Consider the following 12,470-nt stretch of genomic DNA (forward strand, 5'->3'; position numbering starts at 1 on the left):
TTTGCTTTTGTTTTGATAGCTGCTGGCGCTTGATGGACAAGCGCTGCAGGCCGATTTCATTCAAAAATGCCCAACGCCTTCAACTTCGCCGCATCGCCCTTCGACAGCCTGACGCAGCAGGAGCAGCGCCTGGTGCGCAACCACGTGGACGTGGTGTACTTCCGCGCCGGCGAGGTGATCCTCGACGTCGGCACCGCGCCCACGCACCTGTTCGTCGTCATCAAGGGCTACGTCGCCCAGTTCGATGGCGAGGAGCAGGCCGCCACCTACGGGCCCGACGACTGCTTTGACGGCCGCGGCCTGGTGGCCGGCAAGTCCAGCAGCCGCTTCGTCGCCGCCGAGGAGGTGGTGGCCTACGCGCTGGCGCACGCCACGGTGCAGGAGCTGATCGCCGCCAACGCCACGTTCGGGGCGCTGCTGTTCTCCGACATCGGCGCCAAGCTCAGCGCGGCCGGCCAGCGGCAGAGCGGCAACGAGCTGCAGGCGCTGAACATGGCGCGCGTCGACCAGGCCTTCGTGCGGCCGGCGCACATGGTGGATGCGGCCACCGACATCGTCTCGGTGGTCAAGGTGTTCCAGCACGAGCGCACCACCAACGTGCTGGTGCAGGACGCCGCCACGCAGCCGCCGCGCCTGGGCATCTTCACCACCAATGCGCTGCAGCGCGCCATCCTGTCGGGCCGGCCGCTGGAGCAGATTCCGGTGGGCGAACTCAGCAACTGGTCGCTCATCAGCGTGCGCCCGTCCGACCAGGTGGGTGATGCGCTGGCCATCATGCTGCGCCACCACATCCACCGCGTGGTGGTGGCCGAAGGCGAACAGGTGCATGGCGTGCTGGAGGCGCTGGACGTGTTCAGCTTCCTCTCCAACCATTCGATGTTGATCACGCTGCGCATCAACGACGCGGACAGCATCGACGAACTGGCCGAGGCGGCGGGGCAGGTCACCGGCATGATCGGCCGCCAGTTCCGCGGCGGCACGCGCGCGGGGCTGATCGCCAAGATGGTGCAGGACTTGAACGCACGCCTGTTCGACCGCGCCTGGCAGATCATCGCGCCGCCCGAGCTGGTGGCCAACGCGTGCCTGTTCGTCATGGGCAGCGAAGGGCGGGGCGAACAGCTGCTGAAGACCGACCAGGACAACGGCCTGATTCTGCGCGACGGCTACACGCCACCGGACGACCTGGCGGCCATCTGCCAGCGCTTTTCCGACACGCTGGCGCGCTTCGGCTACCCGCCGTGCCCGGGCGGCATCATGCTCAGCAACCCGGCCTGGCGCATGAGCGAGGCCGATTTCGCGCAGACCGCGCGCCGCTGGCTGGCCCTGCCCGAGCCCGACAGCCTGATGAACCTGGCCATCTTCATGGACGCGCACGCCGTCAGCGGCGACGCGCATCTGCTGGAAGGCGTGCGCGGCAGCCTGATGCAGATGGCCACCGACAACGACGCGCTGCTGGCGCGCTTTGCCAGCGCCATCGATCTGTTCAGCAGCAGCCAAGGCTGGTGGAACCGGCTGCTGGGCGACGCGGCGCAGCAGATGAACCTGAAGAAGGAAGGCATCTTCCCGCTGGTGCACGGCGTGCGCAGCCTGGCGCTGGCAGCGCGCGTCACCGCCACCAGCACGGCCGAACGCATCGAGGCGCTGGTGCAGCGCGGCGACCTGAGCGCCCAGATGGGCCGCGAGCTGACCGAGAGCCTGCACTTCTTCATGACGCTGCGGCTGCAGGCCGGCCTGGCCGAGCTCGACCGCCAGCAGCCGGTGAGCGGCGCGATGGACGTGAAGACGCTCAACACCTTCGAGCGCGACCTGCTGAAGGACACGCTGGACGTGGTGAAGCGCTTCAAGGTGCAGCTGCGGCACCGCTTCAAACTGGGTGCCTTGTGAGCGGGTTGATCGACAGGCTGCGCCGCGGTTGGCAGCAGCGGCAACTGCGCGATTCCGAGTGGCGCTTTCTGGTCGACGCGCCGCCGCCCGGCGAATGGGTGGCGCTGGACTGCGAGACCACCGGCCTGAACCCGCGCAGCGACGAGATCATCGCCATCGGCGCCGTGCGCATCGTGGGCAACCGCGTGCTGACCAGCGAGCGGCTGGAGCTGCTGGTGCGGCCCGAGCACGGCGTGTCGGCCGAGAGCATCCGCGTGCACCGCCTGCGCGAGCAGGACGTGCAGGACGGCGTGCCGGCCGAGGAGGCCATGCGCCGCCTGCTGCACTTCATCGGCGCGCGGCCGCTGGTGGGCTACTACCTCGAGTTCGACGTGGCGATGATCAACCGCACGCTCAAGCGCACGCTGGGGCTGACGCTGCCGCAGGAGAAGATCGAGGTGTCGCGCCTGTACTACGACCACGTGTTCCAGCAGCTGCCGCCGCACAAGCAGCAGGAGAACACCGAGATCGACCTGCGCTTTGCCACCATCATGGATGCCCTGGGCCTGCCCACGCGCGAGGCCCACGATGCGCTGAACGACGCGGTGATGGCGGCGCTGGCCTTCATCAAGCTGCGGGTGTTGCGGGGTGAGGCGGGTTGATTCGGTTGCTATGTTGTTAATAGCTGCTTGCGCTTGCTGGGCGGGCGCTAGAGCTTGAAATGACCATGAAAAAGCCGGACCCGAAGGTCCGGCTTTTGCTTGCAGCGGCGGCCGAAGCCGCACGGCATCAGTGGGCCGATGCCTTGGCGGCACCCAGGCCGGTTTCCGAGCGCACCTGCTGCGCCGGGAAGGCAGCGCGCTCCTGCTGCGCGTTCCTGCTCTTGTCGAGCACCGAGAACAGCCACACGCCGAAGAAGCCGATGGCCATGGAGAACAGCGCCGGCGAGGTGTAGGGGAACAGCGCCGAGCCCTTGGGGTTGCCCAGCGTGGCTTCCCACACCGAAGGCGACACGATGGTCAGCGCCACCGACGAAATCAGCCCCATGAAGCCGCCGATCACCGCGCCCTTGGTGGTGCAGTCCTTCCACAGCACCGACAGCAGCAGCACCGGGAAGTTGGCCGACGCCGCCACGGCGAACGCCAGCGACACCATGAAGGCGATGTTCTGGCGCTCGAACACGATGCCCAGCAGCACCGCGATGATGCCCAGCGCCAGCGTGGTGATGCGCGACACCTTCAGCTCGGCGGCCGAATCGGCCTTGCCCTTCTTGAACACCGTGGCGTACAGGTCGTGCGACACGGCCGAGGCGCCCGACAGCGTCAGCCCCGCCACCACCGCCAGGATGGTGGCGAAGGCCACGGCCGAGATGAAGCCGTAGAACACGTCGCCGCCCACGCTCTTGGCCACCAGCACCGCCGCCATGTTGGCCGTGCCGGCGCCGCCGTGGATGATGCCCTTGGAGGTGTCGGCGAATTCGGGGTTCGTCAGCACCAGGGTGATGGCGCCAAAGCCGATGATGAAGATCAGGATGTAGAAGTAGCCGATCCAGGTGGTGGCCCAGAACACCGACTTGCGCGCCTCCTTGGCGTTGGGCACGGTGAAGAAGCGCATCAGGATGTGCGGCAGGCCCAGCGTGCCGAACATCAGCGCCATGCCGAAGCTGATGGCCGAGATCGGGTCCTTGATGAAGCCGCCCGGGCCCATGATGGCCAGGCCCGCCCGGGCCGCCGCCGTGGGGTCGGCGCCGCCGTTGGCCGCGATCTCGGTGCGCACGCGCACGCCGTCGGCGAACAGTGCCTCGGGGCTGAAGCCGTACTTGGCCATTACCATGAAGCCCATGAAGGTCACGCCCGACAGCAGCAGCACCGCCTTGATGATCTGCACCCAGGTGGTGGCCGTCATGCCGCCGAACAGCACGTACACCATCATCAGCACGCCGACCAGCACCACGGCAATCCAGTAGTCCAGGCCGAACAGCAGCTTGATGAGCTGGCCCGCGCCGACCATCTGCGCAATCAGGTAGAACGCCACCACCACCAGCGTGCCGCTGGCCGCGAAGGCGCGCAGCGGCGCCTGCTGGAAGCGGTAGCCGGCCACGTCGGCAAAGGTGAACTTGCCCAGGTTGCGCAGGCGCTCGGCCAGCAGGAAGGTGAGGATGGGCCAGCCCACCAGGAAGCCGATGGAGTAGATCAGGCCGTCGTAGCCGTTGGCCATCACGGCCGCCGAGATGCCCAGGAACGACGCCGCCGACATGTAGTCGCCCGCGATCGCCAGGCCGTTCTGGAAGCCGGTGATGCCGCCGCCCGCGGTATAGAAGTCGGCCGCCGACTTGGTGCGGCCCGCGGCCCACTTGGTGATGCCCAGCGTGGCCACCACGAAGGCCGTGAACATGATGATGGCGATCCAGTTGGTCGCCTGTTTGGCCGTGCTGCCGACGTCGCCGCCGGCGGCCTGCGCGATGCCCGCGGTGGTCAGGCCCAGCAGTGCCGCGATGAGGGTGTTGCGGGCGCGGCTCATTTGGTGGCTTCCTCGATGATTTCGCGCGTGAGGCGGTCGAACTCGCCGTTGGCACGGCGCACGTACAGGCCGGTGATGACGATGGAGAACACGATCACCGCCATGCCGATGGGGATGCCGATGGTGGTCACGCCGGCGCCCATGGGCTTGGCGAGGAATTCCTTGTCGAAGGCAATCAGGCCGATGTAGCCGTAATAGACGACCAGCATCAGGATCGCCAGCGTCCAGCCGTAGCGGCTGCGCGTGCGCTTGAGTTGCTGGTACTTGGGGTTGCGCTGGATGCGCTCGACCATGGGGTCGCTCATATTTGTCTCCTCGTGTCACACCGGCTGGTGCCGATGCGGCCGCGATTCTGGGGAGAGGCTCTGACCAGCTCCTTACGTCAGGCGCGGTGCCTGCGGGCGTGTCGGCTATCGGGAACCTGTAAGTTCCATGTGCATGGAGCGTGCATTTCATGCAGCGGTCGAGGCACAGATTTCTAGGTGATTGCCCTTGGTTCCGATAGTCAGCGCCATCGCTGTAAGTTTTCAGAAAGTCAGTGAAAACTAGAGTTCACATCTGTTACCAAAATCTGAAGGAGACAACCCACATGGCAGAACGCAATGACAGTCAGGCCAGTGAGTACTGGAGTGCCACGCTCAGGTTGCTGATCGGCATCCTGGTGATCTGGTTCGTGGTGCCGTTTCTGGGCGGCATCGTGTTCGCGGACTTGCTCAACAACATCAAGCTGGGCGGCTACCCGCTCGGCTTCTGGATCGCTCACCAGGGCGCCATCTACCTGTTCATCGTGCTGATCTTCTTCTACATCTGGAAGATGGGCGAGATCGACCGTCGCTTCAACGTCGACGAGAAGTAAGAACCACCGAAGAGGACGGACGATCATGGATCTGACCACCACCACCTACATCGTTGTCGGCTTGAGCTTCGCGCTCTACATCGGCATCGCCATCTGGGCGCGCGCCGGCTCGACCAGCGAGTTCTACGTCGCCGGCGGCGGCGTGCACCCCGTCACCAACGGCATGGCCACGGCGGCCGACTGGATGTCGGCTGCTTCCTTCATCTCCATGGCCGGCCTGATCGCCGGCATGGGCTACGGCGGCGGCCTGTTCCTGATGGGCTGGACCGGTGGCTACGTGCTGCTGGCCATGCTGCTGGCCCCGTATCTGCGCAAGTTCGGCAAGTTCACGGTGCCGCAGTTCATCGGCGACCGCTTCTACAGCAAGACCGCCGCCACCATCGCCGTGGTCTGCCTGCTGACGGCCTCCATCACCTACATCATCGGCCAGATGACGGGCGTGGGCGTGGCCTTCTCGCGCTTCCTGGAGGTGTCCAACGCCACCGGCATCTACGTCGGCATGGCGCTGGTGTTCGTCTACGCCGTGTTCGGCGGCATGAAGGGCATCACCTACACGCAGGTGGCGCAGTACATCGTGCTGATCCTGGCCTACACGGTGCCGGCGGTGTTCATCTCGCTGCAACTCACCGGCAACCCGATTCCGCAGCTGGGCCTGGGCTCCAACCTGGTGGGAACCGACGTGTCGCTGCTGAGCAAGCTCGACCAGATCGTGTCCGACCTCGGCTTCGCCGAATACACCACATCCGTGCCGGGCAGCAAGCTCAACATGTTCGTCTACACGCTGTCGCTGATGATCGGCACCGCCGGCCTGCCGCACGTGATCATGCGCTTCTTCACCGTGCCGTCGGTCAAGGACGCGCGCGTGTCCGCCGGCTGGGCGCTGATCTTCATCGCCGCGCTGTACACCGTGGCCCCCGCCGTGGGCGCCATGGCGCAGACCAACCTGATGCGCACCATCACGCCGGGCGTGGTGATGCAGAACGCCGACCCCTACGCACCGGAGGCGTCCATCCGCTACGACGAGCGTCCCGACTGGATGAAGCGCTGGGAAACCACCGGCCTGCTGAAGTTCGAGGATAAGAACGGCGACGGCCGCATCCAGTACTACAACGACAAGACCACCAACCCCGAGATGAAGGCCAAGTTCGACGCTGCCGGCTGGAAAGGCAACGAGCTGAACGTCAACGCCGACATCATGGTGATGGCCAACCCCGAGATCGCGCTGCTGCCCAACTGGGTGATCGCGCTGGTGGCGGCGGGCGGCCTGGCGGCGGCGCTGTCGACCGCGGCGGGGCTGCTGATGGCGATTTCGGCGGCGGTGTCGCACGACCTGATCAAGGGGTGTTCGTGCCCGACATCAGCGAGAAGAACGAACTGCTGGCCGGCAAGATATCCATGGCCGTGGCCATCGTCATCGCGGGCTGGCTGGGCTTGAACCCGCCAGGCTTCGCGGCGGGAACGGTGGCACTGGCCTTCGGCATCGCAGCCAGCTCGCTGTTCCCGGCCATCATGATGGGCATCTTCAGCAAGGGCATGAACAAGGAAGGCGCCATCGCCGGCATGCTGGCGGGCCTGTTCGTGACGCTGGTGTACGTGTTCGCGCACAAGGGCCTGTTCTTTGTTCGCGGCACCGAGTTCACCGGCCTGATCGGTGGCCCCAACAGCTTCTTCGGCATCACGCCGGAGGCTTTCGGTGCCGTGGGCGCGGCGGTCAACTTCATCGTGGCGTTCATCGTCTCGAAGATGACCGCGCCGACGCCGCAGCACATCCGTGACCTGGTCGAGGCGGTGCGCGTGCCGCGCGGCTCCAAGGCCATCACCGGCGCCGCACACTGATGAGTCGCATGCCGCCGGCACGCGGGCCCGAATGGCCAGCGTGCCGGCGGCTGTTTTTCTGAGCGAAGGTATCGTGTCGTCATGGCTGTCAGTCTTGCGCTGAACTGGATTCTTTTTCTGGGGCTGTTCCCCATCGCCTTCTACTGGCTGCGGCGCGCGTGGCGCATCCTCATCAAGCGCGACTTCTCCGAGGTCGCCCTCAAGTACGGCGAGGCGCCGCCCAACGCGGCCCGCTTCGCACCCTACGACGGCGTGCTGCACCTGCTGGCGGGCGCCACCTGCGTGTACGTGATCCTGGCCGTGGTGCTGACGGCGATGCCCTACAGCACCTGGACGGCCATCGCCGGCTCGACGATCTGGATCAAGCTCATGCTCGGCTTCGCGTTGTCGCGCCATGCCCATGCCAAGGCCAAGGCAGTTTCCCAGGGGCGCTGACGGCGCCGTTGATCCTCACCGCGCTCGGCGCCGCGCGACCGGGTTAGCGCCCCTGATGCCCGCGGCCGCGCGCAGGCGGGCGGGAGCAGGGTGACATGCGCGAGTCCAGGCGCTCGGGACGCTTGCTGGGCCTGTTCGCCGCGGGCTGGCTGCTGCTGAACTTCCCGCTCTTCAGCATCTGGGACCGTGACGAACTGGTGCATGGCTGGCCGCTGCTGCCGACCGCCGCCTTCGTGATCTGGCTGCTGCTGATCGTGGCGCTGGCCGTGCTGATGGAAACCGGCGGCACGGCAGCCACCCCCGCCGGGCGACGACGCCGAGCAGCGCGGGCTGCCGCCGGACTGAGACACCCGGGCTGAGCCATGACCATGCCGCCGGTCCAAGCCATGAGCGCACCGCTGGTGCTGACGGTGTCGCTGGCCTACCTGGCGCTGCTGTTCGTGGTGGCCTACGTGGGCGACCGCTGGGCGGCCCGGGGCAGGTCGCTGGTCAGCAGCCCGTGGACCTACGCCTTGTCGCTGGGCGTGTATTGCACGGCCTGGACGTATTTCGGCAGCGTGGGCCGCGCCGCCAGCGGCGGGCTGTGGTTCCTGCCCATCTACCTGGGCCCGACCATGGCCATGGTGCTGGGCTGGGTGGTGCTGCGCAAGATCATCCGCATCGCCAAGGCGCAGCGCATCACCTCCATCGCCGACTTCATCGCCAGCCGCTACGGCAAGAGCCGCCTGCTGGCGGTGAGCGTGACGCTGATCGCCGTCGTGGGCGTGGTTCCCTACATCGCCCTGCAGCTCAAGGCGGTGTCGGCGGCGTACGGCCTGCTCATCTCGCCCGGCGTGGTCGAAAGCACCACCCAGGTGCCCTGGAGCCGCGACGGCACCTTCTACCTGGCGCTGGTGCTGGCCGGCTTCACCATGATCTTCGGCGCCCGGCACCTGGACACCACCGAACGCCACGAGGGCATGGTGGCGGCCATCGCCTTCGAGTCGCTGGTCAAGCTGGTGGCATTCCTGGCCGTGGGCGTGTTCGTCACCTACGGGCTGTACAACGGCTTCGCCGACATCTTCGCGCGGGCCCATGCGCAGCCCGATCTGCGTGACCTGATGCGGCTGGAGCAGGGCACGGCCTTCGCGTGGCCGCACTGGTTCACCATGACCGTGCTGGCCATGCTGGCGCTGCTGATGCTGCCGCGCCAGTTCCAGATCATGGTGGTCGAGAACGTGCACGAGGACCACCTGCGCCGCGCCAGCTGGGTGTTTCCGGCCTATCTGCTGGCCATCAACATCTTCGTGCTGCCCATCGCATTGGGGGGCTGATGTACTTCGCCGGGCACGAGACGAACCCCGACAACTTCGTGCTGTCCCTGCCGCTGGCGGCGGGGCACCAGTGGCTGGCCCTGTTCGTGTTCGTCGGCGGCCTGTCGGCCGCCACCGGCATGGTGATCGTCGAGAGCATCGCGGTGTCTATCATGGTCAGCAACGAGCTGGTGCTGCCGCTGCTGCTGCGCTGGCGCGCGCTGCTGGGCCAGGGCATGGCCGATTTGTCGCGCATCCTGCTCAACATCCGGCGCATCACCATCCTGCTGCTGCTGCTGCTGGGCTACGCCTATTTCCACATTGCCAGCGAGGCGTACGCGCTGGTCAGCATCGGGTTGATCAGCTTTGCGGCGGTGGCGCAGTTCGCGCCGGCGGCGCTGATCGGCATGTACTGGCGTGCCGGTACGCGTTTGGGCGCGCTGGGCGGGCTGCTGTCGGGCTTCGGCATCTGGGCCTACACGCTCATGCTGCCCTCGATCGCAAAGTCGGGCTGGATGGACGACACCTTTGTGCGCGAAGGCCCGGGTGGTCTGGCCTGGCTCAAGCCCGAGGCCCTGTTCGGGCTGCACGGGCTGGATGCGCTGACGCACTCGCTGTTCTGGAGCCTGTTGCTCAACGTGTCGATGTACGTGGCACTGTCGCTGGCGCGCGAGCCCTCGGCGCGCGAGACCAGCCAGGCGTTGATGTTCGTCGACGCGGGGCAGCGCACGGGCGGCGCCACGCCGGTGTTCTGGCGCGGCGAGGCGCGGGTGGAAGACCTGCGCCAGCTGTGTGTGCGCTTCTTCGGGGCCGAGCGCGCGCAGGCGATGTTCGACGAATACGCCATGCGCTGGGGCCAGGACGCCGCAGCCCGCGCCGATGCGCGCTTCGTGAGCTTCGTCGAGACCAAGCTGGCCGGCGCGGTGGGTGGCGCGTCGGCGCGGGTGCTGGTGTCGTCGGTGTCCAAGGAGGAGTCGCTCACCACCGACGATGTGCTGAGCATGCTGGAGGAGGCCTCTCAGCTGCGCGCCTACTCGCGCGCGCTGGAGGACAAGTCGCGCTCGCTGGAAGAGGCCACGGCACGCCTGCGCGAGGCCAACGAGCAGCTCAAGAGCCTGGACGTGCTGAAGGACGAGTTCATGTCGTCCGTCACGCACGAGCTGCGCACGCCGCTCACCTCGATTCGCGCCCTGGCCGAGTTGATGCTGGACGACCCGGCCATGCCCACCGAGCAGCGCCAGCAGTTCATCGGCATCGTGGTGGGCGAGACGGAGCGCCTGTCGCGCCTGGTCAACCAGGTGCTTGACCTGGCCAAGATCGAGGCCGGCCGGGCCGAGTGGCACGACACGGAAGTGGACATGCGCGCACTGGTGCTGCAGGCGGTGGACACCACGCGCGAGCTGTTCCGGGAGAACGGCTGCGCCGTGGGCGTGGCGCTGCCGCCCGACGACGCGCAGCCTGCGCCGCTGGTATGGGCCGACCCGGACAAGCTGAAGCAGGTCATGCTCAACCTGCTGTCCAACGCGGTCAAGGTGGTGCCCCAGGGAAGCGGGCAGGTGCGCATTGGCCTGACGGCCGACGCGCGCCAGCTTGCCGTGACCGTGGCCGACAACGGGCCAGGCATCTCGGCGCCCGAGCAGGAAGCGGCCTTCGACAAGTTCCGCCAGGTCGGCGATCCGCGCGGGCGGCGGCAGGGGACGGGGCTGGGCCTGCCCATCAGCCGGCAAATCGTGGAACACTATGGCGGCAGCATCGGCGTGCAGTCCCGCCCGGGGCAGGGCGCCACCTTTCATTTCACACTGCCGCTGCTGACACCGCGAAGCGGGCAGCGCGGGAAAGATGCGGAGGAAAGCGAGTCGAAATGACACCCAAGAAACTGCTGGTGGCCGATGACGAACCCAACATCGTCATCTCGCTGGAATACCTGATGAAGCGCGAGGGCTACGACGTGCTGGTGGCCACCGACGGCAACCAGGCGCTGGAGGCGATCCAGCGCGAGCAGCCCGCGCTGGTCCTGCTCGACGTGATGATGCCCGGCAAGACCGGCTTCGAGGTCTGCCAGGCGGTGCGTGCCGATCCGGCGCTGGACGGGGTGCGCATCCTCATGCTCACGGCCAAGGGGCGCGAAACCGATGTCAGCAAGGGCCTGGCGCTGGGCGCCAACGCCTACATGACCAAGCCCTTCTCCACCCGCGAGCTGGTGCAGAAGGTGGCCGAGCTGCTGGAGGCCGCGCCTTGAGAAACCAGCGCCTGCTGATTCGGCCGCTGGTGCTGGTGGCGCTGGCGCTGGCGGTGCTGCTGGCCGTGGCAGTTGGCCTGGTCTACTTCACGCTGGACGCGCCGGGCCGCGCGCAGTTCGCCCGGTTGCTGGCGCCGCGCGCCGCGCTGCTGGTACTGGCCTGGGCGCTGGGCGTGGTGGCGGCCATGGCGGCGCTGCAGCGCTGGTGGGTGCCGCGCGTCAGCGCGCTGCCCGAGCTGGCCGAGCAGACGCGCGCCCTCGTCAACGCCAGTGCGCCCCTGCAGCTGAAAGCGCGTGCGCAGGCCGACCAGCAGCCGCTGGCCGACGCGGTGAATGCACTGGCTGCGCAGCGCGATGCGTTGCGCGCCGACGTGGCGGCCGAGGTGGCGCGCGCCAGCGCCAGCGTGCGGCTGGAACGCAACCGCCTGGCGGCGCTGATGTCGGAGCTGACGCAGAGCGTGGTGGTGTGCAACCGCGATGGCCGCATCCTGCTCTACAACCAGCGTGCGCGCCGGCAGTTCCGCGTCCTGTCCGACGCGCCGCAGCTGGCCGACGGCGCCGAGCTGATCGGCATCGGCCGCTCGATCTACGCCGTGTTCGACAAGAAGCTGGTGGCGCACGCGCTCGACAGCATCGGCCAGCGGCTGGCGCGCGGCGCCGCGCAGCCCTCGGCGCAGTTCGTGACGGCGACGCGCGGCGGGCAATTGCTGCGCGTGCAGGTGGCGCCGGTGACCGACACCGACGGCGGCGACGGCGCGCCAGGCACGGCCGCCCTGGGCGGCTTCGTGCTGATGCTGGACAACATCACGCGCAGCTTCGAGGAAGAGACCGCGCGCGGCCAGCTGCTGCACGGCCTGACCGAGGGCAGCCGTGCCTCGCTCGCCAGCCTGCAGGCGGCGGTGGAGATGCTGGGTTACGACGACCTGGAGCCCGCCATGCGCGAGCGTTTCTTGGGCGTGCTGCGCGACGAGGTGCGCACCCTGGCGGGCCGGGTGGACGAGGTGGCGCGCCAGTCGGCCGACAGCCTGCGCACGCGCTGGCCGCTGGAGGAGATGCAGGGGCCGAATTTCTGGCGGTGGCGGCGCGCCAGGTGGGCGCGCAGTGCGGCGTGCCGGTGACGGCGGCGCCGGCCGATGCGCGGCTGTGGCTCAAGCTGGACAGCTTCTCGATGCTGCAGGCGCTGACCTACCTGGGCCAGCGCCTGGTGGACGAGTTCGCCGTGCGCGCGCTGACGCTGCGGCTGGCCGCGGCGGGCGCGCGGGCGCAGCTCGACCTGGTGTGGACCGGCCACGCCATGAGCACCGAGACCGTGATGAGCTGGGAGATGGACGCCATGCGCATCGGCGCCGAGACGCACCCGCTCTCGGTGCGGGACGTGGTGGAGCGGCACGACGCCGAGATGTGGTTCGAGCGCGACCGCGCGGCGCAC

Annotated in this window: 11 protein-coding genes and 1 pseudogene; 10 read left to right on the top strand and 2 right to left on the bottom strand. The window is 67.8% G+C overall.

Annotated elements, in window-relative coordinates:
* The first annotated feature begins 66 nt into the window (after window positions 1–66).
* Both H0I39_RS12325 and H0I39_RS12330 read left to right on the top strand, forming a co-directional pair.
* Window positions 67–1,884, top strand: a complete 1,818-nt coding sequence (locus tag H0I39_RS12325; protein WP_180550690.1) for a DUF294 nucleotidyltransferase-like domain-containing protein — start codon at window positions 67–69, stop codon at window positions 1,882–1,884.
* Window positions 1,881–2,525, top strand: coding sequence for a 3'-5' exonuclease (locus H0I39_RS12330; protein WP_180550691.1), 645 nt, complete (start codon window positions 1,881–1,883; stop codon window positions 2,523–2,525). Before H0I39_RS12325 ends, H0I39_RS12330 begins: the two co-directional genes overlap by 4 nt.
* A gap of 127 nt (window positions 2,526–2,652) precedes the next feature.
* Here the strand turns inward: H0I39_RS12330 and H0I39_RS12335 are convergent, their stop codons facing one another.
* Together H0I39_RS12335 and H0I39_RS12340 are read right to left on the bottom strand one after the other, a co-directional pair.
* Window positions 2,653–4,383 carry a cation acetate symporter gene (locus H0I39_RS12335; RefSeq protein WP_180550692.1) on the bottom strand — a complete coding sequence of 577 codons (1,731 nt, stop codon included), beginning with the start codon at window positions 4,381–4,383 and terminating at the stop codon, window positions 2,653–2,655.
* On the bottom strand, window positions 4,380–4,688 hold the full coding sequence (locus tag H0I39_RS12340) for a DUF485 domain-containing protein (RefSeq protein ID WP_180550693.1): 309 nt from the start codon (window positions 4,686–4,688) through the stop codon (window positions 4,380–4,382). Before H0I39_RS12340 ends, H0I39_RS12335 begins: the two co-directional genes overlap by 4 nt.
* A gap of 284 nt (window positions 4,689–4,972) precedes the next feature.
* Here H0I39_RS12340 and H0I39_RS12345 point away from each other — a divergent pair, with 284 nt between their 5' ends.
* The 8 genes and pseudogenes from H0I39_RS12345 to H0I39_RS22255 all read left to right on the top strand — a co-directional run bounded on the left by H0I39_RS12345 (window position 4,973) and on the right by H0I39_RS22255 (window position 12,159).
* Window positions 4,973–5,239 carry a DUF4212 domain-containing protein gene (locus tag H0I39_RS12345; RefSeq protein ID WP_180550694.1) on the top strand — a complete coding sequence of 89 codons (267 nt, stop codon included), beginning with the start codon at window positions 4,973–4,975 and terminating at the stop codon, window positions 5,237–5,239.
* 25 nt (window positions 5,240–5,264) lie between these two features.
* Window positions 5,265–7,075 (top strand): annotated as a pseudogene (locus H0I39_RS12350) (sodium:solute symporter family protein).
* Window positions 7,076–7,156: 81 nt separating this feature from the next.
* Window positions 7,157–7,510: a hypothetical protein gene (locus tag H0I39_RS12355; protein WP_180550695.1), complete on the top strand. Its 354-nt coding sequence runs from the start codon at window positions 7,157–7,159 to the stop codon at window positions 7,508–7,510.
* Window positions 7,511–7,632: 122 nt separating this feature from the next.
* A complete protein-coding gene (locus tag H0I39_RS12360) occupies window positions 7,633–7,869 on the top strand; it encodes a hypothetical protein (protein ID WP_180550696.1) in 237 nt (78 codons plus the stop codon).
* A 27-nt stretch (window positions 7,870–7,896) separates the two neighbouring features.
* On the top strand, window positions 7,897–8,823 hold the full coding sequence (locus H0I39_RS22250; protein ID WP_257645776.1) for an SLC5/6 family protein: 927 nt from the start codon (window positions 7,897–7,899) through the stop codon (window positions 8,821–8,823).
* Window positions 8,823–10,667: an ATP-binding protein gene (locus H0I39_RS12365; protein ID WP_257645777.1), complete on the top strand. Its 1,845-nt coding sequence runs from the start codon at window positions 8,823–8,825 to the stop codon at window positions 10,665–10,667. Before H0I39_RS22250 ends, H0I39_RS12365 begins: the two co-directional genes overlap by 1 nt.
* Window positions 10,664–11,041 (top strand): response regulator transcription factor, encoded by a 378-nt coding sequence (locus H0I39_RS12370; protein WP_180550697.1) that lies wholly within the window; start codon window positions 10,664–10,666, stop codon window positions 11,039–11,041. The genes H0I39_RS12365 and H0I39_RS12370 overlap by 4 nt, the downstream gene beginning before the upstream one ends.
* Window positions 11,038–12,159: a sensor histidine kinase family protein gene (locus tag H0I39_RS22255; protein WP_257645778.1), complete on the top strand. Its 1,122-nt coding sequence runs from the start codon at window positions 11,038–11,040 to the stop codon at window positions 12,157–12,159. Before H0I39_RS12370 ends, H0I39_RS22255 begins: the two co-directional genes overlap by 4 nt.
* Window positions 12,160–12,470 lie beyond the last annotated feature (311 nt).

Origin of the sequence: Ottowia beijingensis (assembly GCF_013423955.1) — a bacterium.
In the GTDB taxonomy this organism is placed as follows: Bacteria; Pseudomonadota; Gammaproteobacteria; order Burkholderiales; family Burkholderiaceae_C; genus Ottowia; species Ottowia beijingensis.

Coding starts and splice junctions, on each gene's coding strand:
- H0I39_RS12325 (WP_180550690.1), top strand. CDS start 67: ATGCCCAACGCCTTCAACTTCGCCGCATCGCCCTTCGACAGCCTGACG.
- H0I39_RS12335 (WP_180550692.1), bottom strand. CDS start 4,383: ATGAGCCGCGCCCGCAACACCCTCATCGCGGCACTGCTGGGCCTGACC.
- H0I39_RS12340 (WP_180550693.1), bottom strand. CDS start 4,688: ATGAGCGACCCCATGGTCGAGCGCATCCAGCGCAACCCCAAGTACCAG.
- H0I39_RS12345 (WP_180550694.1), top strand. CDS start 4,973: ATGGCAGAACGCAATGACAGTCAGGCCAGTGAGTACTGGAGTGCCACG.
- H0I39_RS12355 (WP_180550695.1), top strand. CDS start 7,157: ATGGCTGTCAGTCTTGCGCTGAACTGGATTCTTTTTCTGGGGCTGTTC.
- H0I39_RS22250 (WP_257645776.1), top strand. CDS start 7,897: ATGAGCGCACCGCTGGTGCTGACGGTGTCGCTGGCCTACCTGGCGCTG.
- H0I39_RS12365 (WP_257645777.1), top strand. CDS start 8,823: ATGTACTTCGCCGGGCACGAGACGAACCCCGACAACTTCGTGCTGTCC.
- H0I39_RS12370 (WP_180550697.1), top strand. CDS start 10,664: ATGACACCCAAGAAACTGCTGGTGGCCGATGACGAACCCAACATCGTC.